Origin of the sequence: Pseudobutyrivibrio sp. YE44, from assembly GCF_900104335.1 — a bacterium.
Classification (GTDB): domain Bacteria; phylum Bacillota; class Clostridia; order Lachnospirales; family Lachnospiraceae; genus Pseudobutyrivibrio.
Genome location: NZ_FMXT01000003.1, coordinates 236722 through 261293 on the forward strand (window position 1 = coordinate 236722; position 24572 = coordinate 261293).

The window sequence follows — 24572 nt, forward strand, 5'->3', positions numbered from 1 at the left end:
TTCTTCCCGTATAATGAAATAAGATTTTTGCGGTTTATCCGCGCGGCTCTTATTAGGGCTTAGAAATGGAGAATTACATGAAATACATTAACACCCTCAAAGAGGGAGACAGAGGTACAGAAACATACCTTTGCAAGAAAAAGTCTCAGGGCATTTCAAAGACAGGAAAGGCATTTGAGTCACTTACTTTATGCGATAAGACAGGCACCATTGATGCCAAGATTTGGGATGTTGATTCCGAAGGCATCAGCGATTATGACGAGCTTGACTTCATCACTGTCACAGGTGATATCACCAGCTGGAATGGTGCACTTCAGTTTAATATAAAGCGCCTTCGCAAGGCCAATCCGGGAGAATTTGAGATTTCAGATTACATCCCAGCCAGTAAGAAGGACGTTGGAGAAATGTGGGCTAGCCTTACAAAGCTTATTCAGTCTGTTAAGGTTCCATACTTCAAAGCTTTACTTAACAAGTTTTTTGTTGAGGATAAGGAATTTATCGAGCAGTTTAAGTCACATTCAGCTGCAAAATCTGTTCATCACGGTTTTACAGGTGGTCTTTTAGAGCACACACTTTCGGTAGCTACAAACTGTGATTATTTTAGTCAGCAGTATCCATTCTTGGATAGAGATTTGCTCATTACAGCAGCAATCTTCCACGATTTAGGAAAGGTGAAGGAGCTTTCAGAGTTTCCTCGCAACGACTACACAGATGAGGGACAGCTTTTAGGTCACATCTATGTTGGAGCAAACATGTTGGATCGTGCCATCGATGATATCGAAGGCTTCCCAGAGGTAAAGCGCAAGGAGCTTATCCACTGTATTCTTTCACATCACGGAGAGCTTGAGTTTGGTTCTCCAAAGAAGCCAGCTATTGCAGAGGCTATCGCTCTTTCCTTTGCTGACAACATTGACGCAAAGCTTGAAACCATCTACGAGGCTCTTGAGAATGTTGAGGAAAACAACCTGACATGGCAGGGCTTCAATCGTCTTTTGGATTCAAACATTCGTAGAACAGGTAAGAATTAATGAATAAAAACGATATTGTAAGACTTACAATCGAAGATATGTCCCTTGAGGGCGCAGGAATTGGTCACACTGATGGTGTGACCATTTTTGTCAAAGATGCAGTGGTAGGAGATGTGTGTGACACCATCATCACAAAGGTGAAAAAGACCTATTGCTTCGCTGCATTAAAAGAAGTGGTTGAGGCAAGTCCATACCGTGTTCAGCCAGCCTGCCCTAACGCAAAACAGTGTGGCGGTTGTCAGATTATGCAGGTTTCCTACGATAAACAGCTGGAAATAAAGGACAATATTGTGGCTAACAACCTGGTAAAGATTGGTGGCTACGACCGTGACTTTGTGGATTCTATCCGTGAGCCAATCCTTGGAATGACAGATCCACTTCGCTATCGTAACAAGGCACAGGTGCCTATTGGTCTCGATAAGGAAGGCAATATTATTGCAGGATTTTATGGGGCAAGAAGTCATAGAATCGTTCCGTCTGAGGACTGCAAAATTTGCTCTGAGAAAAGCATGAATATCGTATATACGATAATAGATTACATGAAGGAAAATAGTGTTAAACCATATGAGGAAGCAACTGGCAAAGGTTTAATTCGTCACGTATTTGTTCGCGAAGGCAAGGCCACAGGCGAGACTATGGTCTGTGTAGTTGTAAACGGAGACAAGCTTCCAGCAATAGATTCGCTGGTTTCTCACGTGAAATCAGTAGAGCCTGGGTTGGCGTCTCTGGTACTCAATATCAACACTCGCCGTGACAATGTGATTATGGGCTATGAGACAAAGATACTTTATGGCAAAGAAGCTATCCGTGACACCATTACTCTTACAAATGGTGATACCATCGCCTTTGATATCAGTGCAAATTCCTTCTATCAGGTTAATCATGACCAGATGGAGAGACTATATAGTAAGGCCTTAGAGTATGCAGATTTACACGGTACAGAAGAGGTTTGGGATCTTTACTGTGGAATTGGAACCATATCCCTTTCTATGGCAAAACATGCTGGTCGAGTAATCGGCATTGAAGTGGTTCCACAGGCCATTGAAAACGCCAAGGCAAACGCAAAGCTTAACGGTTTAGACAACGCCGAATTCTACTGTGGCGAGGCAGAGGTTGTTCTTCCAGAAATCTATGAGAAAATGTCTCATCCAGATGTCATCATGGTAGACCCACCTCGTAAGGGCTGCGACACTGTGGCTCTGGATACCATGGTAAAAATGCAGCCAAAACGCATCGTCTATGTCAGCTGCGACAGCGCCACCCTAGCCCGTGACCTTAAGTACCTTGAGGAACGTGGCTATCATCTTCAGCGCTACACCGTCTGTGACCAGTTTGGACATACCATGCATACAGAGACGGTGGCGGAGATGGTTAAAGGGTGATAAAAAGAAATCGTCAATTTAATAGTTTGAGGAAATCTAATTGATAGTAGTATTCGAATAACATTATTCGTGGTTATTCGGATGCTACTATTTTTTTGTATAAATATAGGATTATTTTGATTGATTTGTAATATTTGATTTTACATTAGAATTATAATGGACTAGATATTGAACATGTGATAATCACATGATAAAATATTCGTATTAGCGATTATGGATATGCGACGAGAGATTCGGAAAGGCGGATGGAATATGACTATTACAGAAAGAATCTTTTTTTTAATGGATAAAAGAGGGTTGAGCCAGAATGCTTTTGGAAAAGCTGCTGGAATAGCACCAAGTACAATAAGCGATTGGAAGCGTAAGAGCCATACTCCATCCGCTGATAAAATTATGGATATATGTAGGGTATTGGATGTATCACCTGAGCAGCTTCTTACTGGAAAAGATATTGATGAAGATTTTGTGGATTCACCAATCGATTATGTAGCAAAACAGAAGGATGAGGAGTTGTTATTGGAGATTCACAGCCTCAAAAAAGAACAGGCTAAAAGACTAATGGCGTACTTGAAGGCATTGAAGCAGTTGGAAGAATTAGAGGATATTTAGAAATGAAAGGATTTATTTTAGGTGGAGAATAATAGAAATGTGAATATTGTGCTTGATTCTGAGGGGAAGGATGTTGTTTTAATTAATGATATCCGGTTTAAAGGAAAAAGAGGAGTTGATTGGGATGCAGTAAAAGAATATTTATTTGAATACGTTGGAGATGTATATGAAATCTCTAATACGAAGGATTTAGTGTACATAGGTTCAGACTTGCCAGATGAATATACGGGATCTGAGTATACTGAAAGTCTAAGAGGTGGTAATGCTAAAGCCAAAGCTAATGCAACACAAGGTATACCTGAGTTATTGAGTATAGCAACAGGAAAGTTTCATAGGGAAAATACAGCTAAGAAGCATTTACGAGATGCCAAATATGGATGGTATAGATGCGATTCAAGATTTGCGCTTCCAGTCTTTGCAGATGATGGAAAGGTTGAGCGATATAATTTATATCATGCATCAATGCTAATAAGACATGCCAATGATAATAAGCTCTATTTGTACGATGTTATAGACATAAAAAAAGAAACGAGCAACTCTCTCAGCCTTCAAGGCTTACCAGACACAAAACCCATTTCTTAGCTAATATATTAAAGCCAGATACTGGTTGTGTCAATAGATTTAACTGCAATTTTTTGTAGAGGAGATAATAAGTGTAGCAACTGAAAGCTATTCTGAAAATATGACTAATTGAAGAGGAAATAAATATTAAATATAATATATGATGATGCAAAAGATAAATAACATGGATGAAAAGAAGAAGACAGCTTTAAGTATATGTCTTGCCGTGGTTGCAGGGGTTGTTTTTGAAACCTTTTACTGGGCTGTTGGAGATGCTGGATTAGGATTTATAGATGATTTTTTTGAATACATATGGAAGAACAATCATACTAATTTCTATTTCTGGTTATTTGTAATCTATTATATCGTGATAGCGAGAGCCGGAATTAAATTGATAGTTAGCTGTAAGAATAAATCCGGTAAGATGATTAACTTAGCTACAATAGCTATAGCAATATTTGCTGCCATAAATGTACATTTTCTTTTTATGCAGCATGACTCTGTGGTGTATTATCAGCTACATAGGGAGTTTTATCCTATGGCAGATGATCTTGGATATTTCTTTTTCGCAGTTATATTGGGAAGTGTATATCCTGTGTGGATATTGACTATGATTATAACTGCGAGTTTAAAATATTGTAGAAGTGAAGAAAGGACGTGACAATATGTGTGAAGCAGTTCAAAAGTATGCAGAGGAATATGCAAAAGAACATACACTTGATAGTGTTGCTGTTAATGTAAAAAATCTCATGACAAATATGAATTGGTCAATGGAGCAGGCACTTGATGCACTTGGTATCGAAGGTGATGAGAGAGCTGCAATAATGGAGAAATTGGCACAATAGTTTTACATTGTGGTATTAGCCGCAGTGCGCTATAATTGAAGTGGTTAAACGTTTTCGTAAATGGAGGAAAGTAATGAAAAAGAGATTATATAAGAGTAGACATAGAAAGCTGTGTGGAGTTTGCGGTGGCATAGCAGACTATTTTGATATTGATCCTACAGTGGTAAGACTTATTTGGGTGGTATTCACTCTTGCTGCAGGTGGCGGAATTTTAGCTTACATTATTGCGGCAATTATTATGGAGGATGATCCTGGAATCATCGATATGAACTAAGGACGAGGTTGACTAGAATTGTTTTGGTGCCAATGGGCACAAATTGGGGGAATAATTAAATGAATGAAAAAACGAGAATGCTTAAGGATAGCATTGAGCGTAGAATAGTTGGAAAGGGCGACGTGATTGATAGGGTCATTGTCGCCCTTTTTGCAGGTGGACATGTACTTTTAGAAGATGTACCTGGTGTGGGCAAGACTTCTCTGGCAAAAGCATTGGCAGATTCAGTTGCTCTTTCTTTTGCAAGAATTCAGTGTACTCCAGACACAACACCTGGAGATATAACAGGCATTTCAATATATAATGCCAAGGAGGGAAACTTCCAGTTACAGGAAGGCCCTGTGGTCAATAACATTGTGTTGGTGGATGAGCTTAATCGTACTTCACCAAAAACTCAGTCGGCCCTTTTGGAGGTTATGGAAGAGCACAGTGTTACCATTGATGGAAAGCAAATTCCTGTTCCAGAACCTTTTATGGTTATAGGCACACAGAATCCTATTGAGATGGCGGGAACTTATCCTATACCTGAATCACAGTTGGATAGATTTATGATGAAGCTGTCAGTGGGATATCCAGATACTGCAGCATCACAGGATATGGCAAAAAGATTTTTAGAGGGCTCTCTGCATGAAACGACCACACCAGTCATAACAGGTGAAGACATCCTACAAATGAAAAAAGAAGTGGAGGCTGTTACCATCCACGAGAATCTTAGAGCCTATGCTGTAAGCATTGTGGAGGAAACAAGAAATGTGGCAGAGGTTTCCTGTGGAGCTTCATCTCGAGCGCTGCTTTCTATGTTTAGAGCAGCTCAGGCACTTGCCTACATAAATGACAGAGATTATTGTGTGCCAGAGGATGTAGCAGAGGCCGCAAAGCTTACACTTCCACATCGTTTGGTTTTAACTCCAGAGGCTAGACTTAGTCATACCACCAAGGATGAGGTGGTTAGACTTATCCTTCAAAAGGTCATGGTGCCATGAGTGTAACTATTCAAAAAAAGAATCTAATTATATATTTAGCTTTTCTTGTGGCTGCCATAGTATATTCGAGTTTCTATGGCGGTCCGCTTTCTTATGGGGTGCTTTATGCCCTTCTTTTGATTGTTCCAGTATCGATTTTGTACATCATAATTAATTACAGATGCCTGTGTGTATACCAAGAGGTGGACGTTCACAAGCTTACAAAGGGAGAGGAACACAAGTATAGAATTCTCATTGAAAACGCAGGGCCCCTTCCAATTCATGAAATGAAGCTAGGGGTATACGAAGATAGATGTGTTTTGTATGAAATAAAGGATGGGGATATATTGTCCCTAAAATCCTTTGAGAAAAAAGAACTCAAGTCAGGTATAAACTGTCTGTACGCAGGTGCCTATGATATAGGTCTTGAGACTGTGACCTTCAAGTCGGTCTTTAATATTTTTACAGCAGAACTAGATGTGCCATACTCCTTTAGAGCTATTGTTAGCCCTAGGATAACTGCTATTGCAGACAAGGTTTTGGATTTAGAAAACCTGGTAAATTCCACAGGCTTTAAGAGTACACATGTATTTGAAGATACACCTGGAAGTGATTTGCGTTCTTATCAGACTGGAGATGCATTGTCATCTATTAACTGGAAGGTAACAGCTAGATTGTCAGAGCTTATGGTAAGAACTCCTGAGAGGATGGAAAAGCGTTCCGTGACTATTCTAGTGGAAGCTGCCAATGTGGAAAGGGAGCAGCAGAATATGGACTTCCTTAAACGACGAGATTATATGCTGGAGTTTTTGGTTTCGGCAGCTTGGCACTTTGGAAACCAAGGGGTGCCAATAAAGCTAATTTATCCTTCTGGAACAATAGTTGAAAGGCTTGTGGATTCCTATGAAAGCTTTATGGAGTTTTATTCTATTGTGGCTGACAGCATTTTTTATGATTCCAACAAAGCTCATGAGGAAATCAAACAACTTGCGGGTAACATAAGGGAGCGGACAGATGAAATGGAAACTTGGATTATCCTTAAAGAAGATAGCAGTGAAGGAGAAGATATCTTCACTATTTGCGGATAAGATTAAAGAATTCTTCTTTATATTTTCAATGGTAATTCTTGGCGTGGAAATATATGTTCAGTTAAGCGGTGCTGATATGCCTAGGACAGCTTTTTCTGTGGGTATTATGGTACTGTTTCTTTTGTTCTGCCTTTTGGAAATAGTTTTTAAAGAATTTGTAAAAGCCGAGATTGCACCTTTACTAAATATCCTTCCAGTATTGGTCATACTGGTTCTATTAGGAAATAATCAAAGCTTTACATTTTTTAACAGAGCGGTTCTAGTGGCATTCATATGCAAACTGGTATGGGCTTATATTCCCTTCAAAAATCAGCTACTAATCTACGGCTGTTTTGTTATGGATTTGCTGGCTATATATATAGTTTTTGCACTGGGTTGTTTTAGAGGTGATTATCTTTCCGATAAGTTGCTGTTTGCACTTTTGGTGCCTCTTACAATTTCAGCACTTCAACGAACCTACCCTTTCATGTATTTTGCTATTATTTCGCTTCTAATTATTTGCCTTCCAATGAGTGAAAATCCTATAGATTGGACCAAGGTGGAGCAGGCAGGTGATTTTCTCGCGGAGAAAGTTCTTAACACCACCTATAGCATATCCTCTGCTTTTGGAAGTAGTATATATGAAACAGGTTACAGCTCCTTTGATATTACGGGTGGAAAATTAAGAAGAAGCGGTAGACCTCAACTTATTCTATCTTCTGCAGAAAATCCTTACTTCGTATATACGGATTCAGAAACGGGAAAGAGGATGAAGTTAAGAAAGACAATCTATCTGGTCGGTGGACTTGGTGTTGAAAATGACCAGTTGGAGGATTGGCAAAGCTTTCTTGAAAAACAAGGGGTAAGCGAAAAAGAGGCAAAAGAGTTTTCTAGTGTATCAAAAGTAAACATTGATTATGGGTATATTAATACTCCAGATGAGATTTCTCCTGTGAACACCATCGAACTTCAATCAGAAGGCAATGAAGTTGTGGGTGGTTCTGCATCAAAGGCACACAAAAAAGGCTATCACCTACAGGCTCATTTTTTGAATATTGATTATGGAAATCCCAATCTTATGGAGCTGCTTAGAAAGGCTAGCCAGGAATCATTAGCACCTGAGCAAGAGGCGGCTTTATCTGATTATCTTAAAACCGATGGATGCAGTGAGCAGATGAAGGAATTGGCAAAGGAACTGGTGGCAGATAAAACAAACGATTTTGATAAATGCAAAACCGTTGAAGCTTTTCTTCGAAAGTATCCATATACCACAAACGCTGTGGGTGGTCATAATCAAGATTCTACCATGGAAACGGCTAAGGGTATGGCGGACATAGCAGATAGATTTTTGTTTGAAACTAAGGAAGGGTACTGTGTTCACTATACATCTTCCATGGTTATGCTTCTTCGTCTGTCTGGCATTCCTGCCAGAGCGGTTCAGGGCTTTAGATATACCTATCCCTTTGAGCGTCAGGAGGAATATGTTGTCACAGGAGACTGTGCTCATACCTGGCCAGAGGCATATATAAATGGTGTGGGATGGGTTCCTTTTGAGCCAACTGGAGCATATGCCACAGCGGAAACCTACAGCTGGTATCAGAATGCAAATCCAGAAATTGAATCGGTAAACTACGAGGTTGAGGATATAGATGTAGTTGAAGTTAATCCTGTAGAAAAGCAAGGCAAAAGTCTGCCACTAGAAATAGCAAAAATTACCGGTATCATTCTTGGTAGCCTAATACTTCTTATTGGACTTCTGTTTGGTGGAACAACGGCAATAAAACAGATTAAATATCATCGTGGCACGAAAGAACAGAGGCTTACCTTAGATGTGGAGCAGATAAAGAAAATTTTGGTAAAGCAGCACGAGGATACTTTTGTAGATAGAGGCTTATTGTCTGATTATGTGGATATTGCGCCTGATTACATAAAAGAAGATTTATCTGTGGTTTTTGATGTATACTATAGAGTGAAATATGGAAATGAAAAAGTCCATGGCGTATCTCAGGAGGAAAACAAACTAGCTGTGGATATTAGAAATAAATTAAGGGGACGTGGGGCGTGAAAACAAAATTAACGGTAATTGTAGACAACATTCCAGATGGAGAACTGCAAGGAGAATGGGGACTGAGCATTCTTGTAGAGTATGGTAATAAAAAGATTCTATTGGATACGGGTTCAACAGATTTGTTTGCAGAGAACTTGCAAAAGCTTGGTTTTGATATCAAGGGTATAGATTATGGTGTGTTGAGTCATGCACATTATGATCATGCCAATGGTATTCCAAGGTTCTTTCAGGAAAACTCTAAAGCAAAGTTTTATATGAGAGAATCTGTGGCACCAGATTGTTATCACATGGGTTGGTTTTCAAAGAAATATATTGGCATACCTAAAAATTTAATAACGGATTATTCTGATAGGATTCACCTTGTCAGGGGCGATTATGAATTGTGTGATGGAGTCTATCTTATTCCGCACAAAACTGCTAGATTAGCCTGGATTGGTCGAAGTGAAATGATGTACAGGAAAAATGATCATGGCACCAAGCCTGATGATTTTTCCCATGAGCAAAGCCTGGTTCTTGATACAGATACGGGACTTGTAATCCTTAATAGTTGTTCTCATGGTGGCGCAGTAAACATTATCAATGAGGTACAAAGAACCTTTCCTAATAAGCATGTGTATGCACTGGTTGGAGGGCTTCATCTGTTCAATAAAAGAGATAGAGAAGTGGAGCGTACAGCCGAAAGTATAAGCAGAACGGGCATAAACCAAATCTACACTGGCCACTGTACAAAAGATAGGGCTTACGAGATTATGAAAGCAGAATTTGGAAACCGTATACACCAATTCAAGGTTGGTATGGTGATGGAGTTTTAATATAATAAGTGTTGAAAAGACCGAAAACAGCGTATCTTCGGTCTTTTTTTATGCTTCAAAATAAGAATAAATAAAAAAGTTTTGGGAAACTGTTGACGAAAATACACTTTGGTGTTATGGTTAATTACACAAGTAATTAACCGACGAACTAAAGGAGGTGAGTCAGGTGCTAGAAAATTTAGGGGAAGATAAATCAATTTATTTGCAGATTAGCGAAATGATCGAAGATGAAATCCTTCGAGATATTTTAAAGGAAGAAGAGCAGGTTCCTAGCACAACCGAGCTTTCTAAGTTTTATAAAATCAATCCTGCAACTGCAGCAAAGGGTATAAATCTTTTGGTGGATAAGGGCATCCTATATAAGAAACGAGGCATCGGAATGTTTGTACAAACGGGGGCGAAGGAACAGATTATGGAAGAAAGAAAAGAAAGCTTCTATGAGACATTTGTAAAGAAGATTATTACTGAAGCAAAGCTTATTGGTATTAGTAAGGATGAGCTTAAGAAAATGATAGATACAAGCAAAGAAATGTAGACATACACCTAAGTGTTAAAGGAGGGCAATATGGGAACATTATCAGGTAAGAATATAGTTAAAAAGTATGGTAAGGATACTGTACTTAAGAACGTTAATATCGAAATTGAAACTGGAAAAATTTATGGCTTGATTGGTAGAAACGGTGCAGGTAAAACTACTTTACTATCAATACTTACAGCCCAGAATCCTGCCAATGAAGGGACAGTTACTTTTGACGGACAGCCGGTATGGGAAAACGAGGAGGCTCTTTCGCATATCTGCTATTCTCGAGAGATTTCTCAGGTTACAATGTTTGGTCCAAACACTTTAAAGGTAAAGGATTATTTGGCAACAGCCAGAGCCTTTTATCAATACTGGGATGAGGAATACGCAAAGGAATTAATCGAGCAGTTCAACATCAATCCTAAGAAGAGAATTAACAAGCTTTCAAAGGGTATGCTTTCAGCAGTTACAATCATCGTAGCTCTTGCCAGCAAAGCAGATATCACAATCTTGGATGAGCCAGTAGCAGGCCTCGATGTGGTTGCTCGTGAGCAGTTTTACAAGCTTGTGATTGATGAATATGCAAACACTGGTCGTACCTTTATTATCAGTACTCACATTATCGAGGAAGCAGCATCACTTTTTGAGAAGGTAATAATTATCGACAAGGGTGAGATTAAGTACGAGGATAACACAGAGGCCCTTTTATCTAGAGCATATCGTGTATCTGGTGAGACAGAGGCAGTTGATAAGGCAGTGGAAGGCTTTAAGGTATATCATCCTGAAAGCATTGGTCGTAACAAGGTGGTTACGGTTCTTGCTGATGAACCAGTTGGAAGCTTTGGTGAGGGTGTACAGGTTGAGCCAGTTCCACTTCAGAACCTTTTCTATGCAATGTGTGTAGATGAAAGAAGGGAGGCCTAATATGAGCAACCTTTCAAAGAGAGCGGCAAAATACTATTTTCTTCAGGGCATAAAGTTCATTGTTTGGGTAATTTTGATTCAAGGATTTCTGTTTGCAGAATGGCTAGTTATCGGTGGTGATCCTGGGGAATCTGCTTTAGAGCATGCAACAGATATGTTGTTTTCAATCGGTGGTTTCATGACAATCTTCCTAAATGGAATGTTTTCTTTATATGGCCCAAACTGGTACGACAGTATGGCTTTATCAATGGGCGCTAGAAGAAAGGATATATTCTGGGGACAAATCATAAAGCAGTTTACTTTTGTAATAGGTGCAACACTTTGCTATGTGATAGTTGCCCTTGTGTCAGGACAGACTTCTTATCTATTAACAATTGTTGTAGAGGGAATTCTTGCAATTGCAGCTGGTCCAATCGGACAGGTTATTGGATACAAGATTAAGCGATTTGGAAAGATTGCAGTTTTATTTATGGCAATAATTGGAGGAAGCTTTGGTGCAGCCTTCGCTCTTCAGGCAACAGGTGTTTTTGTTTTTGAATATCAGAGTATAAGTATTGCCTTAATTGCTGTAGTTGTGCTTGTTGTGTTTGCCTTATTTGAAATGTGGGTTTATAAGCTTAACTCAAAGCTTATGGTTCATTAAATTGGAGGAAATATGAAAAGAAATCTTAGAGCAATAGTTCAAATTAAAAAGAACGGCTTTATATATGATTTATGGATTCTTGCTGGAATGGGTGTCTTGGCTTCAATCATTTGTCTTATTATGGCAAGAGATGAAATCGGATCTAGCAGAGAATTAATACAGATTGTAGCCGGTACAATCTTTGGAACCTACATCGGTATCAATATTTTCTATAAGGTTTTTATTTTGGCAGAAGAGGTTCCAAGAGCATTATCTTTTGGAATGACTAGAAAGACATTATTTATTTACAGTCGAATAGTTGATTTTTTGGAAGTCTTAGCGGTTACAGGTTTGTCTTTACTTATTTTGCAGGATGTTCCTAATGCAATCATCCTTAAGACTGCGGCCATAAGTTTTGGAATCTTTATGTGGGTGGAAGCCTTGGCAGCAAATAATGTTATCAAATATGGAAAGATTGCTTACTGGATTTTCTATGGTACCTTTATGGTATTCATTTTTGGAGTACCAAGACTGTCTAAAATCTATCCAGTTGTTAGAAATGCTGGACTCGGTACTATTAAATCAATTATCATGTCTACCTCAAACCAGGGAACAGTATGGCTCGGTTTAGTTGGATTTGCAATTGTAGGATTAATAGTAAACTGGATTACCTTTAGAAAAATGCCAGTGGCGTACAACTTGTAAGAGGATTTAAGAAGGGAGAATATCAACATGATTAAAGATAAAAAAGAACTGATAAAGCTCATTATAGTATTTGTCCTTGAAGTACTCATTACATTGGGAGTGTCCTTTGGGGCAGGTAGAATCATGACAGCAACAGGAATGGAGTATTCAATATTCGCAGTTACACTGGTGCTTGACACACTTCTTATTTTGGTAACTTTGATTTATACCTTCAAAAAAGGTGATCGTTTCCTTGAAGCATACAAGATAAAGGGGATTAAGGTTAGCACCTTCTTCTGGGTATTGTTACTTACAATTGTTGCCAGCCCAATGTACATTTTTGCAAACGTAGTATCACAGCTTTTTGTGCCAAATGTGATGATACAAAACTTGGATACATTATTTAGTGGTTCTACTTTGCTTAGCGTTATTGGAATTGCCGTGATTGCACCGATTGGAGAAGAGCTTGTTATGCGAGGCTTCTTCCAAAATAGATTTAAGAAGATTATGCCATTTGCAGCAGCTGCTATTTTGTCGGGCTTCTTGTTTGGTGTTCTTCATTTGAACTTCAATCAGTTCTGCTATGCATGGGTCCTTGGCGTGTTATTCGCATATACGAATCGCGCAAGTGGAAGCACACTTACATCAATCTTCATGCATATGTTTATCAACGGAGGAAACTCTCTGCTTATGCTCTTTATGAAATGGGCAGTTGAGGTATCAGGCATGACAGCCTCTGATATTGCAAACCAGTCAGAAGCCACAAGAGCTGACAGCTCTACAATGATTACCATGGCCGTGGTCTTCGGCGTCCTTGCCATTGGATCCTTCTTCTTGAGTCGTCTTATCATTAGGGCCATTGCGAAAAACGAAGGAACCGTGATTGAATAAAGATTGAGTTGTAATAGAACAACTTTAAATAAGACACTTGATATATATCTTATATTTTCAATGAGTATAGGCTTGACCGATATTGAAAATATATAGATATATACAAGTGTCTTTCTCTATATGTAGGTACTATTTTGATTTACATGGGTATTTTGGTTATAATGGACATATATGATATTTTGACTTTAAGGAGGATACAATGGCAAATATTTTATGGCATGACAGAAAAAGACATTTAGGTCTTCCACTTAGTTTTACAAAGTACAGCATGAGTGAGGATAGACTTTTTGTTGAGACTGGTTTTCTTAATTTAGAGCAGAACGAAGTTAGATTATATAGAATTTTGGACCTTCAGCTTAAGAGAAGCTTTGGTCAAAGATTATTTGGAGTAGGATCCATTTTTGTAAGCTCTTCAGATAAAAGTCTTGGAACCTTTGAGATTAAAAACATTAAGAATTCTGCAAACGTTAAAGAGATGCTTTCTGTTCAGGTGGAGCAGCAGCGTGAGGCCAAGCGTGTGGTTGGTCGTGAATACATGAGCAACGACGTTGACTTTGATGACGATAACGATGGAGAAGTATAAAAAGTATGAAGCCTAAGAAAAATGGACGAGTGGAGTTTTTGCGTTTTATTTTTGCCTTAGCGATTTTATTCTTTCACATTCACAAACGCTTTGCGGGAGATGACTTTGTTGAGCTGGGAAGTACTGGCTTCAATTTCTTTGCAAGAGGTTATATCGGAGTGGAGTTTTTCTTCTTAGTTTCCGGCTATTTGCTGGCGTCAGCAGCCTATGCAAAGCGTGAGCAGTCAACTGAGTTTATTGGTACAGAGACTGCTCTTGTAATGAAAAAGAAGTTCTGGAATATTTTCCCATATCATTTGTTTGCGATTATTCTTACGATTATCGTAAATGCGTATTTCTTGGAAGAGACGATGCTAGATAGATTTCATTATTTGGTGGATTCCTGGGCATCTATTTTCTTTTTACAGGTATTTGGATTTGATAGTAATTGGGTAAACAAGCTGACTTGGTACGTGGATGTTTGGCTTATGGTTACCTTTATTTTTTATCCATTACTTAGAAAGCACTACGAGGTGTTTGTTAAGATAATCTGTCCACTGTTGGCACTCTTTATACTTGGCTATATGAACCATGAATATGATGGAATTGCTGGAGTAGACGGTTGGACAGGAATGTTTTACAAATGCTTCTTACGTGGTTTATCCGAGATGGCGCTGGGGTGTTGTACCTACAGTCTTACTCGTCAGTTTAATAAGTATAAATTTACAAATGCAGGAAAGAAGATATTAGGAATAGTGGAGCTTATTTGCTATCTGATAGCCTTCAATTTTGCATGTACAGAGATGGACGTAAACTATGGCTATCCAGTTATTTTTGTCCTTTGGATAGCAGTAACACTTTCCTTCCTGGATGTTAATCCATGGGGTGAATTTTTCAACAAACCAATTTTTTATCAGCTAGGAAAAGCTAGTCTTATGATTTATCTGAATCAGTTCTATGCAATACGTTTAGTGCAGGAACTGCTTCCGGATGTAAGCTTTGAAATGAAGGCACTACTATGCACTTTAGTCACCTTTGCTGGTGCGTTAGCATGTTACTACGTGGTGGGCTGGTTTAATAAACACAAACCTTTTAGCAGACTAATCATAGAGAAAAAGGGAGAATAAATTGGTATTTAGCTCACTTATATTTTGCACAATATTCCTACCACTTTGCCTCTTGGTATATTATGGCCTGCCAAGAATTGCAGGTGGTGGAATAGACCGCAAAATCATTCTGTCTAACTATATACTGTTGTTTGAAAGCCTGATTTTCTATGCCTTCGGTGGTGTAAAATATCTGCTGCTTATCGGGGTGGTTATTTTCATTAACTGGAGTGCTGGCTTTCTTTGCGCTCCAAATAGGCACAGAAATATTGTGCGTGTTTTGGGGCTTATTTTTGCTGTGTTGGCAGACATGGGGATGCTGTTTTTCTTTAAGTATTTCAATTTCTTTATTGCTACCATCGAGAACGTATTTTATCCTGGCAAGCTTACAATTGCACAAAGAGCAACAGGCATTCTTTCAGGTGTTGGTACAGGTGCACTTGGCATCAGTGAAATTGTTCTACCTGTTGGAATTTCCTTCTTCACCTTCCAGGCCCTTTCCTATGTAATTGATGTTTATAAAAATGATGCGGAGCTTCAAGGAAATATTCTATATTTTGCCCTTTATATATCTTGCTTCCCTCAGCTTATAGCTGGACCTATCGTTCATTACAAGGATATTGCTTCCCAGCTTTCAGAGAGAAATGTTGGATCCAATGAATTTGCTGAAGGCATAAAACGATTTTGTTTTGGATTAAGCAAGAAGGTGCTTATTGCAAATACTTTGGCTGCAGTGGCAGATCAAATTTGGTCTTCAGATATCAGCCAGTTGGATGTGACCGTGTCGTGGCTTGGTGCTATTTGTTACACCTTCCAAATTTACTATGATTTCAGCGGATACTCAGACATGGCCATTGGCCTTGGCAAGATGTTTGGGTTCGATTTTAAAGAGAATTTCAATCATCCTTACAGAGCAGAATCTATACAAGAATTTTGGAGACGTTGGCACATTTCCCTGTCTACCTGGTTCAGGGATTATGTTTACATACCTCTTGGAGGAAGCCGACATGGAATGGGACGAACCTGCTTTAACATTTTTATTGTATTCTTGCTAACAGGAATTTGGCACGGAGCCAATTGGACCTTCTTTATTTGGGGCCTAGTTTACGGAATACTATTGATATTTGAGCGTCTATGGTTTGGCAAGATATTAGCTAAAAATCCAATTAAGTTTTTCAATCGTATTTTGATTTTTATAATTGTAAACTCCCTTTGGGTGGTGTTTAGAGCGGGCACTATAATGGAGGCTGGAGCATTTATCTCAAGGATGTTTGTTGGAGGATTAAAGCCTCTTAATCTATTCAATTATTTATCAGGAATGAGTGTCATAGCCTTCATCTGTGCGATGCTATTTGGAGGTTTTGTGCAGGCTCATATGAGTGTAAAAGCAGTAAAGGGCAACATGTTGGTCTGCTTAACTTTACTTTTACTTAGTTTGTTGTTCCTAGTGAATGGAACTTACAATCCATTTATTTATTATCAGTTCTAGTTGTAACTATTATGAGGTCGAGTTTTAGATGAATTTAAAGAATCTAAAAAACAAAATCTTCATATTGATTTTTCTAGGTGTCCTGGTGTTCCCTTGGGTAGGAGGTGGCGCTCTGCGCATTTTTGCACCATCTACCTTTAAAAGACTTTCTGTGGTGGAGACTGAAAAAAGAGAAATGCAGCAAATTGAGTGGGCAAATCTTTTAAACACCGGGGAAAGCATGTCAGGATTTATCGACGATAGAATCCCTTTCAGATATACGATGATTTCCTGGTACAAAGAGCTTAACGATATTGTAGATGCAAAATATCAGCAGGTAGCCATCGCAGTTGGACAGAGACTGTACAGTGCCCAGGTCGATAATAAGCAGGAAGTGGACAGAGGTCAGACTAATAAACCTATTGTGCCAGGTGAAGAGGCTCCAATCACAGAGCCAGAAGAACAGGTGGTAGACGATAACTACTTCCCACTTCACGTATATCAGGATGTAATAATTGCAAGAGATGGATGGCTCTTCCTATATGGCGAGAATGAAATAGAATGCTATCAAGGCACCAATCTTTTGGACGAGGATACCATCAATCACTATATCAGTATTTCAAATCGTTTAAAGAGCATATGTGATGCCCAGGGAAAACAGGTATATATCTACATAGCACCTAATAAATCCTCTGTGTATCCACAGTATATGCCATCCGTCGAAAGGGTAACGGATTTTAGGCGAATTCAGCGTCTCTACGAACGAATGCAAAACGAATCCTCTATGCCGTTTATTTACCCATTGTTGGAAGAGCTTCAGGCTTCTTCTCAGAGCCAGGTATATTACAAGTACGATACCCACTGGAATCACATGGGTGGATTATTCGGAACAAATGCGTTATACGCATCAATGGGTGTTGAGCAGACTGATCCTTTCCAGTGGGTTACAGGAACAGAAGACGCAGAGAAATATGAGCTATACACCTACATGGGAATCCCAGACTCAATGGTGACCCACGATGATGTAGAAGCCGTTGTAGACTATCGACCAGATGTAGCCGTGGATGGATTAACAAACCCAGAAAAGATGATTATTCACACTACCTCAAATGGTGCAAATCAAAAGAAGCTATGCTTCATCGGTGACAGCTTCCGTGTAAACATGGTTCCATACCTCACCAAAGACTTCACACAGTGTACCATTGCACATCGCGACTACATGAGTGACATCCACGCCGACATCAAGAACGCCGACGTCATCGTCATCGAAGCCGTGGAACGCTACGACTACGAGGCCTTCAACACCGTCCAGCGCGTAATCAACGTACTCAGCAACTAGCCCACGGGCCAACCAGCCCTTAGGTGCCATCCTCAGCGTTAGGCATATTTTAGGCAAGCAGCACCACCCACCACATAGGTATGGGTGAATTTGAGCAAAATAATAGATTCTCTTAATGCTGCAAATGTAGCTTTTAGTGGGTGTACTTTCATTGGTTTTGCACTTTGAAGCTACTGTATGTATAGCTCAGACACTTGTAGTTCTAAATAATGCTCACCATCAGGGTATATAACTATCAGTTGCTTCCATACTCCGTTTGCTAAGTAAAATTAAAAAAGCAGGTTTTGTATGTATAGTCACCGTGGCACATTCAACATCGTGTCTCAAGTGACCACTGCAGCCGTCGTCCTAGCGGCTGCTGCCTATACATGCAAAACCTGCTTTTTATTTTACTAAGCGCACTTCAAACTCCAGCAACTGATAGTTATATACCCTGATGGTGAGCATTACTGAAAAAAATGTGTGTCTGAGCAATACAAACTGTAGCGTACAAAGTGCAAAGAATTGAAAGAACACCCACAATAAGAAAAGCTACATGCAGCATTTAGAGAATCATTATTTTGTGATTGAACCCATACCTATGTGGGTGGTGCTGCCTGCCTAAAAAACAAAAATTGAGGATGGCACCTAAGGGCTGGTTGGCCCGTGGGCTACAGTGCTGAGATTAGGTGCTGCGCGATGGCGGCGAAGCCTGCGTCGTTGGGGTGGCCGGCTAAGAAGGACCCGATGGTGTAGACGGTGCCGTCGGGTGCGGTGAACTGGTCTCCTTCTTTGAGCATGTAGTCTTGTACGCCTTGGATGTCGGAGAGGCTTACGTAGGTGACTCCGTTTTCGGAGGCTACGGCCTTTTTGGTGGCAATGATGCTCTTGTATGGCCAGAAGTTGTCAAGCATTACAATTCGCGCGTTAGGATTGTAAGTCTTGATGTACTTTATCATGTCTGATAAGTCTTCTTTGAAATGGTCTTCGTGATTTTTAACGTTTTCTCCTAGTTCGATAACGATGGTGCCATACTGGTATTTGGTGATGTATGGATCCAGGTCGTCTAGTTCGTAGTTTCTGGTACTTGAAAATTCCCATGAACGAAGTGACATATAGTCGTAAGAGCCGTACCCTTTGGCGGCTACGGTAAGGTGCACGTAGTCATTTTCTGGTGCGGTGGCACCACATCCCCAGCCTGAGCCCCACCAGTCCTTGGTGGCAGGATAAAGGGTGATTGAGTTTCCAATGAATAAAATATCCTTGGTGGCAGATGGTACGCTTTTGCCGGCGGTTGGTAAAGGAATAGGAATGTATTCTTCTGATAAATCGTCAAAGGCAACGTATCCATAATCTCCGTTGGTTTTAACCTTGTAGTAATCTGTTTCGTTGCACTTTGCAACTATGCTTACACGCTGATCCAGTGAAAAAGTGCCAAGAATTTCTGCAGTATCGTTAGGCTCCTCTCTTACATTAACTTTGCTTTGAGAATAGTAGGTAGCCTCAAAATCTGTGAAGGTGTAAGAGTCGGGTTTTACATTTTCAGTAGAGTCTGTTTCCTTTTCAGAAGGTGTTTCTTCCTCAGTAGCTTTTTCTTGCTCTTCCTGTTCTAGACGAGCTAGGGCTGCCTCTTGTTCGGCTTGCTGCTGTTTGCGCTGAGAAACAACCATTACGCAGAAACAAATAATCAATATAAATAGAGAAATCCAAAGTCCAATAACAATTTTTTTCTTCAAAATAATTCTCCTATAATCCTATAAAATTTCTGTCTGTTTATTTATAATTATGCTTAGTAGTATAACACTTATCAGATAATTAGTCATTTGAGGTCAAGCTATGAATAAGATACTATCGGCAGCGGAAATGAAAGCCTGTGACAGTGAAACAATAGAACGTTTTGGGGTGCCAGGCTTGGTGCTTATGGAACGGGCTGCACTAGCAGTGTGCGATACTATATTAAAAGAGTATCCTTCTGCAAAAAACATAGGAGTTTTTTGTGGTCCTGGCAATAATGGGGGCGATGGAGTTGCTGTTGCACGAATCCTTCATAACAAAGGTGTTGGTGTGAAGGTGATGATGCTTGGAGACGCAAAAAGATATTCTGAGTCTCTAAGACATGAGTTGAAAATTGCTGTAAATTATGGCGTAGAAATCATTTATCCTTGGAATGTAGATGATTATAGTTTAAAGGAATTTACGAAACTGTTTTCTCACTGTGATTTGTATGTGGATGCAATGTTTGGCATAGGTTTAACCCGTGGTCTTGGGGGAGAGTACGAAACTGCAGCCATATTTATGAACGAAAGTGAAAAGCCTACAGTTGCTGTGGATATGCCTTCTGGATTTGATACTGATAGTGGAAAACTTTTAGGTGAAATTGGCGTGCAAGCTGACAGAACAGTTACCTTCGGATATATGAAGAAGGGATTAATACTGGGTGAGTGCAAGGTGGCTTCAGGAAACATTAGTGTAGAAGATGTTGGAATATACAATACGAAGGAGGATACAGCTAAGCTTCTAGATGACACCATCCTTAAAGGGGTTAAGCCTAGACCTGTAACTGCAAATAAGGGTACTTGTGGCAAGGTGCTTGTTATTGCAGGAAGCGAAAGTATTTATGGTGCCTGTTATCTTGCAGCCCAAGCTGCTCTTGTTACAGGTTCTGGTCTGGTGAAGATTTACACCCATGCAAACAATATCGAAGCTATTCAGCAGGCATTGCCTGAAACTATGTACAAGGGCTATACAGCATTTGATGAAACGGAGGTTTTGGAGCAGATTAACTGGGCAGATTCTATTATTCTTGGTCCAGGTTTTGGAACCTCAGATCTATCAATGTCTATTTTGGAGACTGTTGCAAGGAATAGTAAGGTTCCGGTAATAGTTGACGCCGATGGATTAAATCTTTTGGCAAAAAATATAGAGATGCTTAATGATATGACAGCCAGAGTGCCAGTGGTGCTTACTCCTCATTTAAAGGAGATGGAGCGGCTGTGCAATATACCTGTTTCTGAAATTAATTATGATATGGAAAATGTTGCAAAATCATTTGCAGCTACCCATAATTGTACCGTGGTTCTAAAGAATTTTACTACTGTGATCGCTAACGTAAATACGATATTTTATTGCAACAGTGGAAATCAGGGGTTGGCCACTCCGGGAAGCGGAGATGTGCTGGCAGGAATTATAGGCGCTCTTCTTGGACAGAAAATGGAAGCTGAAGAGGCTGCAGCAGCTGGAGCATACATCCATGGTGCTGCAGGAACTATAGCAACATATGAGAAAGGTATTAAGGGACTTTTGGCTCGAGATATTATCGCCCAAATACCTCAACTACTAGATTAAGCTTTCCTTTACGGGACAAACCACCTTCTTCAATAATATTGAACTTTCCAAAGCCTCTGACAGAAACAGAGTCTCCAGCTGAAAGGATTTTATCATTGTTTTCAACAATATGCCCGTTTACGGAAACCTTTTTTTCTGTGAAATATGGAAGGGTATCCTTGCGGCTCAGGTTGTAGACTCTGGCGATGACAGCATCAGCTCGAGGAGAGGCTACTTGGATGGTGGATTCCTTAAGGGTAGCACGTTTGTAGGATTCAGGCAGTTCTGAGAAGGAACATTTTACAGAATTGCGACCTACAGAAACAAAATTTTCAAGAAGATAATCGGCGGTAGATTCGTCGGCATAGATATACGCATCCATGCCATCCACGAAGATATCGCCGAATTTTTTGCGGTCAATTCCAAGGCTCATCAAGGAACCAAGATAATCTCTGTGGTTGTATTCCTTTGCAAATTTCTTTGCCAGAGGCTCCACCTTGATGCACTTGATTGGAAAATCTATTTCGTAACCAAAATCCTTTTCACTTCCAAAGCGAACCATTTTTCTTTCGCAGTTTTCATAGCCACCAAATAAGTCATAGGAAATAGGCGCAAAGGATTTATCCCTGGCGGCCTGGTACATAACCTCTTGTTGGCTAAGACTGAGGAAATCGCTAAAGGTGTATATATTATTTTGATAAGCTCTGTTTGAAAGCTCAATTAATCTTTTAAATAAAAGCTGTTCTTCGTCGTTCATAAAGCATCCTTTCTGAGAGTTTTAATTATACTTGAAATATTGTAAAATAGCACCTAGATGTTGTAGGAAGGAGACATGTTATGAGTTACAACGTTAACAAGATTTTTGAGGATGTGGCTTACCTGAGCAAGGTTCATACCAAAAAGGAATATGAGGCACATACCATTAATTTTAAAGAGGATAGATATGGTGAGTTTGAGGCGCTGGTAAAGGCTTCAGATGTAACAGCAGAGTGTAAACAGTTTTGCGAAGATGTTTTTGCAGGCTTTAAAAAGTTTGGTAAGGTTCGTGGTACAGACCAAATGAATCTTAATTATTTTATGATTTACTATGTTTTCCCAACCATTCTTTCAGAAGAGGAAAAGGGACAGGAAATCTGTGATAACTTGAAGGATGTTTGGAATGAACGCTTCAAGTGCAATATTAATTACACAGATTACAACTCTCTTTATGATGGCTTCCAGACAAAGATTTTTGGAATTCCAATTAGAAGAAATTAAAATCAGTATTTGGGGAATTAAAAATACAATTAGGAAATACTAGATTATGAAGAAGATATTAATGATTGGTACTGGTGGTACCATTGCGTCAAAACAAACAGAGGTAGGTCTCACTCCAGGTCTTACAGCAGAGGATGTACTTGCCTATATCCCTGCGGTGGAAAAGGTCTGTCAGGTTGAGACTGTTCAGGTGATGAGCATCGACAGCACAAATATGACACCTGATCACTGGAAAAATATCGTAAATACGATAGAAGAGAATTATGACAATTATGATGGTTTCGTTGTTTGCCACGGAACAGACACCTTGGCATACACTGCAGCAGCTTTAAGCTACATGATTCAAAATTCAGCAAAGCCTATTGTTGTCACAGGTTCGCAAAAGCCAATCAGCAAGGATGTTACTGATGCAAAAACAAATCTATTAGATTCCTTTATATATGCTGCTGATGACGCTTCTCAAAATGTCAGCATCGTTTTTGATGGCAAGGTAATCTGCGGAACCAGAGCAAAGAAGGATAGAGCAAAGAGTTATAATGCATTTTCCAGCATTAATTTCCCATATCTTGCTGTTATTCAGGATGGAGTTATTGTTCGATACATTCCGGAGGTTCCTGTTAGAGGCATTCCAAATTTCTATTATGACATGTCCGACAAGGTTACTCTTTTGAAGCTTTATCCTGGAATGAATCCTAAGGTTTTAAGCTATCTCTTTGAGAATTATGACATTATTGTCATTGAAAGCTTTGGTGTAGGTGGCATGCCTGAAGCGCTTATGGAAACCTTCTATACCGAAATGGAAAAATGGAAGGATACAGACAAGCTTGCAGTTATGACCACTCAGGTTGCCAACGAGGGCAGCAACATGACTGTTTATGAAGTAGGACGTCAGGTTAAGCAGGACTTCCATATGATTGAAGCCTATGATATGACCCTTGAAGCTACCATGACAAAGCTTATGTGGCTTCGTGGTATGAACTACAGTAACAAGCGACTTAGAGAAGCTTTTTATACAGAGATAAATAGAGATATTCTTTTTAGAAAGAAATAATTATTTTGTTTTGCTTAAGCGACTGACAAATCTGGAGGAGAGGGTATGAAAACAATTCCGCTTTACGACAAAGATGCTTACATCAAAGAATTTGAAGCAAAGGTCATTTCCTGTGAGGCCATTGGAAATGATGGCGAAGATAGATATAAGGTGGTTTTAGATCAAACTGCATTTTTCCCAGAGCAGGGTGGCCAGACCAGTGACGTTGGTCTGCTGGGTGAAGGCAGGGTTATGGATGTTCAGGTGGAAGGTGATGAAATTGTCCATTACTGTGATGTGTCTTTTGAGGTGGGTGCGCAAGTGTCCGGTATGATTGACTGGCATCATCGTTTTGGAAATATGCAGCAGCATACAGGTGAGCATATCTTCACAGGCATGGCTCACAGACTTTATGGGGCTGACAATGTAGGTTTTCATCTTAGTGACAACACAGTTACTCTCGATTTAAACATAGACTTGAGCGCTGAGCAGGTTAGCTTCGTTGAACATCTTGCAAACGAGGTAATTGCAGCAGACGTTCCTGTGAAGGCCTATTATCCAGATGCAGAAACCCTGGCAAAGCTTGATTATCGAAGCAAGAAAGAGCTTGATGGTCCTGTTAGAATTGTGGAAGTTGAAGGTGTTGATTTCTGCGCCTGTTGTGCACCACACGTTCTGTCAACCGGTCAGGTAGGCATGCTTAAGGTCACCTCCTTTGAAAAATATAAGGGTGGCGTTAGAGTGTATATCCTTTGCGGGCTTCGCGCACTGAAGGATTACAATCGCAGAATGGATATACTTACAAAGGCATATCAGACCTTGAATTGTCGAGAGGACGAGATTCCTGAAAAAATCGAAGGCCTGGTGGCAGACAACAAGCAGCTGAAATACGATATTTCTCAGGTTAAGGCAAAAGTCCTTTTAGAAAAAATTGAAAACTATCCTCCTGAACTTGAGGATGTTACCATCTTCACAGAGGATTTAGATGCCAAAAATATGCGAGATGGTGTAAACGCTCTTGTTGAGAAACATACTGGATTATGTGCAATCTTCTCTGGCAATGATGAAGATGGGTACAATTTCGTTATTGGAAGCAAAACCAGAGATTGCAAAGCTATTGCCACAGGCCTCAGAGAATTGCTGGGAGCCAAAGGCGGTGGAAGTAAAGAAATGGCACAGGGAAGCGTAAATGCTACAAGAAGTGCAATAGAACAGACCCTGTAATACTGCCGTAATATGTGTAACATAACCGAAAAAG

Annotated in this window: 26 protein-coding genes; 24 read left to right on the forward strand and 2 right to left on the reverse strand. The window is 39.8% G+C overall.

What is annotated here, in order from left to right; genetic code table 11:
* Positions 1–77 precede the first annotated feature (77 nt).
* The 20 genes from BLR54_RS07620 to BLR54_RS07710 all read left to right on the forward strand — a co-directional run bounded on the left by BLR54_RS07620 (position 78) and on the right by BLR54_RS07710 (position 17724).
* Positions 78–1028, forward strand: a complete 951-nt coding sequence (locus BLR54_RS07620) for a 3'-5' exoribonuclease YhaM family protein (RefSeq protein WP_090419050.1) — start codon at positions 78–80, stop codon at positions 1026–1028.
* Positions 1028–2410 carry a 23S rRNA (uracil(1939)-C(5))-methyltransferase RlmD gene (gene rlmD, locus BLR54_RS07625; RefSeq protein ID WP_090419053.1) on the forward strand — a complete coding sequence of 461 codons (1383 nt, stop codon included), beginning with the start codon at positions 1028–1030 and terminating at the stop codon, positions 2408–2410. Before BLR54_RS07620 ends, rlmD begins: the two co-directional genes overlap by 1 nt.
* 252 nt (positions 2411–2662) lie before the next feature.
* The gene (locus BLR54_RS15085) at positions 2663–3019 is read left to right on the forward strand and encodes a helix-turn-helix domain-containing protein (RefSeq protein ID WP_242871215.1); all 357 of its coding nucleotides are present in this window, start codon (positions 2663–2665) and stop codon (positions 3017–3019) included.
* Positions 3020–3040: 21 nt separating this feature from the next.
* Positions 3041–3601, forward strand: a complete 561-nt coding sequence (locus tag BLR54_RS15090; protein WP_242871216.1) for a hypothetical protein — start codon at positions 3041–3043, stop codon at positions 3599–3601.
* Positions 3602–3740: 139 nt separating this feature from the next.
* Entirely contained in the window at positions 3741–4241 is a 501-nt protein-coding gene (locus tag BLR54_RS07635; RefSeq protein ID WP_090419058.1) for a hypothetical protein, read from the forward strand.
* Positions 4242–4245: 4 nt separating this feature from the next.
* On the forward strand, positions 4246–4425 hold the full coding sequence (locus tag BLR54_RS07640; RefSeq protein WP_090419061.1) for a hypothetical protein: 180 nt from the start codon (positions 4246–4248) through the stop codon (positions 4423–4425).
* Between the two features lie 73 nt (positions 4426–4498).
* A complete protein-coding gene (locus tag BLR54_RS07645) occupies positions 4499–4699 on the forward strand; it encodes a PspC domain-containing protein (RefSeq protein WP_090419064.1) in 201 nt (66 codons plus the stop codon).
* 59 nt (positions 4700–4758) lie between these two features.
* Positions 4759–5682: an AAA family ATPase gene (locus BLR54_RS07650; protein ID WP_090419067.1), complete on the forward strand. Its 924-nt coding sequence runs from the start codon at positions 4759–4761 to the stop codon at positions 5680–5682.
* Positions 5679–6749, forward strand: a complete 1071-nt coding sequence (locus BLR54_RS07655; protein ID WP_090419070.1) for a DUF58 domain-containing protein — start codon at positions 5679–5681, stop codon at positions 6747–6749. Before BLR54_RS07650 ends, BLR54_RS07655 begins: the two co-directional genes overlap by 4 nt.
* A complete protein-coding gene (locus BLR54_RS07660; protein ID WP_090419072.1) occupies positions 6676–8793 on the forward strand; it encodes a transglutaminase-like domain-containing protein in 2118 nt (705 codons plus the stop codon). The genes BLR54_RS07655 and BLR54_RS07660 overlap by 74 nt, the downstream gene beginning before the upstream one ends.
* Positions 8790–9608 carry an MBL fold metallo-hydrolase gene (locus BLR54_RS07665; protein WP_090419075.1) on the forward strand — a complete coding sequence of 273 codons (819 nt, stop codon included), beginning with the start codon at positions 8790–8792 and terminating at the stop codon, positions 9606–9608. The genes BLR54_RS07660 and BLR54_RS07665 overlap by 4 nt, the downstream gene beginning before the upstream one ends.
* 166 nt (positions 9609–9774) lie before the next feature.
* Positions 9775–10143, forward strand: a complete 369-nt coding sequence (locus tag BLR54_RS07670; RefSeq protein WP_090419078.1) for a GntR family transcriptional regulator — start codon at positions 9775–9777, stop codon at positions 10141–10143.
* A gap of 30 nt (positions 10144–10173) precedes the next feature.
* Positions 10174–11052 carry an ABC transporter ATP-binding protein gene (locus tag BLR54_RS07675; RefSeq protein WP_090419081.1) on the forward strand — a complete coding sequence of 293 codons (879 nt, stop codon included), beginning with the start codon at positions 10174–10176 and terminating at the stop codon, positions 11050–11052.
* A 1-nt stretch (position 11053) separates the two neighbouring features.
* Entirely contained in the window at positions 11054–11695 is a 642-nt protein-coding gene (locus BLR54_RS07680; RefSeq protein WP_090419083.1) for a hypothetical protein, read from the forward strand.
* 12 nt (positions 11696–11707) lie between these two features.
* Positions 11708–12379, forward strand: coding sequence for a hypothetical protein (locus tag BLR54_RS07685; RefSeq protein ID WP_090419086.1), 672 nt, complete (start codon positions 11708–11710; stop codon positions 12377–12379).
* Positions 12380–12406: 27 nt separating this feature from the next.
* Positions 12407–13249 carry a CPBP family intramembrane glutamic endopeptidase gene (locus tag BLR54_RS07690; protein ID WP_090419089.1) on the forward strand — a complete coding sequence of 281 codons (843 nt, stop codon included), beginning with the start codon at positions 12407–12409 and terminating at the stop codon, positions 13247–13249.
* Positions 13250–13448: 199 nt separating this feature from the next.
* Positions 13449–13832 (forward strand): PH domain-containing protein, encoded by a 384-nt coding sequence (locus tag BLR54_RS07695; RefSeq protein ID WP_090419094.1) that lies wholly within the window; start codon positions 13449–13451, stop codon positions 13830–13832.
* A 5-nt stretch (positions 13833–13837) separates the two neighbouring features.
* A complete protein-coding gene (locus tag BLR54_RS07700) occupies positions 13838–14938 on the forward strand; it encodes an acyltransferase family protein (RefSeq protein ID WP_090419096.1) in 1101 nt (366 codons plus the stop codon).
* 1 nt (position 14939) lies between these two features.
* Entirely contained in the window at positions 14940–16406 is a 1467-nt protein-coding gene (locus tag BLR54_RS07705; RefSeq protein WP_090419099.1) for an MBOAT family O-acyltransferase, read from the forward strand.
* Positions 16407–16434: 28 nt separating this feature from the next.
* Positions 16435–17724, forward strand: a complete 1290-nt coding sequence (locus BLR54_RS07710) for an alginate O-acetyltransferase AlgX-related protein (protein WP_090419101.1) — start codon at positions 16435–16437, stop codon at positions 17722–17724.
* 650 nt (positions 17725–18374) lie between these two features.
* Here BLR54_RS07710 and BLR54_RS07715 read toward each other — a convergent pair.
* The gene (locus tag BLR54_RS07715; protein ID WP_090419104.1) at positions 18375–19439 is read right to left on the reverse strand and encodes an SGNH/GDSL hydrolase family protein; all 1065 of its coding nucleotides are present in this window, start codon (positions 19437–19439) and stop codon (positions 18375–18377) included.
* 100 nt (positions 19440–19539) lie between these two features.
* Here BLR54_RS07715 and BLR54_RS07720 point away from each other — a divergent pair, with 100 nt between their 5' ends.
* The gene (locus tag BLR54_RS07720; RefSeq protein ID WP_090419106.1) at positions 19540–21048 is read left to right on the forward strand and encodes an NAD(P)H-hydrate dehydratase; all 1509 of its coding nucleotides are present in this window, start codon (positions 19540–19542) and stop codon (positions 21046–21048) included.
* Here the strand turns inward: BLR54_RS07720 and BLR54_RS07725 are convergent.
* Positions 21017–21784, reverse strand: coding sequence for a YlmH/Sll1252 family protein (locus BLR54_RS07725; protein WP_090419108.1), 768 nt, complete (start codon positions 21782–21784; stop codon positions 21017–21019). The two genes, BLR54_RS07720 and BLR54_RS07725, sit on opposite strands and share 32 nt — an antisense overlap.
* A gap of 80 nt (positions 21785–21864) precedes the next feature.
* Between BLR54_RS07725 and BLR54_RS07730 the strand changes: the two genes are divergently transcribed.
* Genes BLR54_RS07730 through BLR54_RS07740 form a run of 3 tightly spaced genes read left to right on the forward strand, consistent with a single transcriptional unit; the run spans position 21865 to position 24538 of the window.
* Positions 21865–22284: a hypothetical protein gene (locus BLR54_RS07730; protein ID WP_090419111.1), complete on the forward strand. Its 420-nt coding sequence runs from the start codon at positions 21865–21867 to the stop codon at positions 22282–22284.
* A 46-nt stretch (positions 22285–22330) separates the two neighbouring features.
* On the forward strand, positions 22331–23335 hold the full coding sequence (locus tag BLR54_RS07735) for an asparaginase (protein WP_090419114.1): 1005 nt from the start codon (positions 22331–22333) through the stop codon (positions 23333–23335).
* Positions 23336–23380: 45 nt separating this feature from the next.
* Entirely contained in the window at positions 23381–24538 is a 1158-nt protein-coding gene (locus BLR54_RS07740; RefSeq protein WP_090419117.1) for an alanyl-tRNA editing protein, read from the forward strand.
* Positions 24539–24572 lie beyond the last annotated feature (34 nt).

Excerpts from the sequence above, each read along its gene's own strand:
- BLR54_RS07700 (WP_090419096.1), top strand. The coding sequence starts at position 13,838 with ATGAAGCCTAAGAAAAATGGACGAGTGGAGTTTTTGCGTTTTATTTTT.
- BLR54_RS15085 (WP_242871215.1), top strand. The coding sequence starts at position 2,663 with ATGACTATTACAGAAAGAATCTTTTTTTTAATGGATAAAAGAGGGTTG.
- BLR54_RS07645 (WP_090419064.1), top strand. The coding sequence starts at position 4,499 with ATGAAAAAGAGATTATATAAGAGTAGACATAGAAAGCTGTGTGGAGTT.
- BLR54_RS07685 (WP_090419086.1), top strand. The coding sequence starts at position 11,708 with ATGAAAAGAAATCTTAGAGCAATAGTTCAAATTAAAAAGAACGGCTTT.
- BLR54_RS07720 (WP_090419106.1), top strand. The coding sequence starts at position 19,540 with ATGAATAAGATACTATCGGCAGCGGAAATGAAAGCCTGTGACAGTGAA.
- BLR54_RS07655 (WP_090419070.1), top strand. The coding sequence starts at position 5,679 with ATGAGTGTAACTATTCAAAAAAAGAATCTAATTATATATTTAGCTTTT.
- BLR54_RS07695 (WP_090419094.1), top strand. The coding sequence starts at position 13,449 with ATGGCAAATATTTTATGGCATGACAGAAAAAGACATTTAGGTCTTCCA.
- BLR54_RS07735 (WP_090419114.1), top strand. The coding sequence starts at position 22,331 with ATGAAGAAGATATTAATGATTGGTACTGGTGGTACCATTGCGTCAAAA.
- BLR54_RS07730 (WP_090419111.1), top strand. The coding sequence starts at position 21,865 with ATGAGTTACAACGTTAACAAGATTTTTGAGGATGTGGCTTACCTGAGC.
- BLR54_RS07680 (WP_090419083.1), top strand. The coding sequence starts at position 11,054 with ATGAGCAACCTTTCAAAGAGAGCGGCAAAATACTATTTTCTTCAGGGC.
- BLR54_RS07640 (WP_090419061.1), top strand. The coding sequence starts at position 4,246 with ATGTGTGAAGCAGTTCAAAAGTATGCAGAGGAATATGCAAAAGAACAT.
- BLR54_RS07740 (WP_090419117.1), top strand. The coding sequence starts at position 23,381 with ATGAAAACAATTCCGCTTTACGACAAAGATGCTTACATCAAAGAATTT.
- BLR54_RS07620 (WP_090419050.1), top strand. The coding sequence starts at position 78 with ATGAAATACATTAACACCCTCAAAGAGGGAGACAGAGGTACAGAAACA.
- rlmD (WP_090419053.1), top strand. The coding sequence starts at position 1,028 with ATGAATAAAAACGATATTGTAAGACTTACAATCGAAGATATGTCCCTT.
- BLR54_RS07635 (WP_090419058.1), top strand. The coding sequence starts at position 3,741 with ATGATGATGCAAAAGATAAATAACATGGATGAAAAGAAGAAGACAGCT.
- BLR54_RS07725 (WP_090419108.1), bottom strand. The coding sequence starts at position 21,784 with ATGAACGACGAAGAACAGCTTTTATTTAAAAGATTAATTGAGCTTTCA.
- BLR54_RS07660 (WP_090419072.1), top strand. The coding sequence starts at position 6,676 with ATGAAATGGAAACTTGGATTATCCTTAAAGAAGATAGCAGTGAAGGAG.
- BLR54_RS07650 (WP_090419067.1), top strand. The coding sequence starts at position 4,759 with ATGAATGAAAAAACGAGAATGCTTAAGGATAGCATTGAGCGTAGAATA.
- BLR54_RS07690 (WP_090419089.1), top strand. The coding sequence starts at position 12,407 with ATGATTAAAGATAAAAAAGAACTGATAAAGCTCATTATAGTATTTGTC.
- BLR54_RS07710 (WP_090419101.1), top strand. The coding sequence starts at position 16,435 with ATGAATTTAAAGAATCTAAAAAACAAAATCTTCATATTGATTTTTCTA.
- BLR54_RS07675 (WP_090419081.1), top strand. The coding sequence starts at position 10,174 with ATGGGAACATTATCAGGTAAGAATATAGTTAAAAAGTATGGTAAGGAT.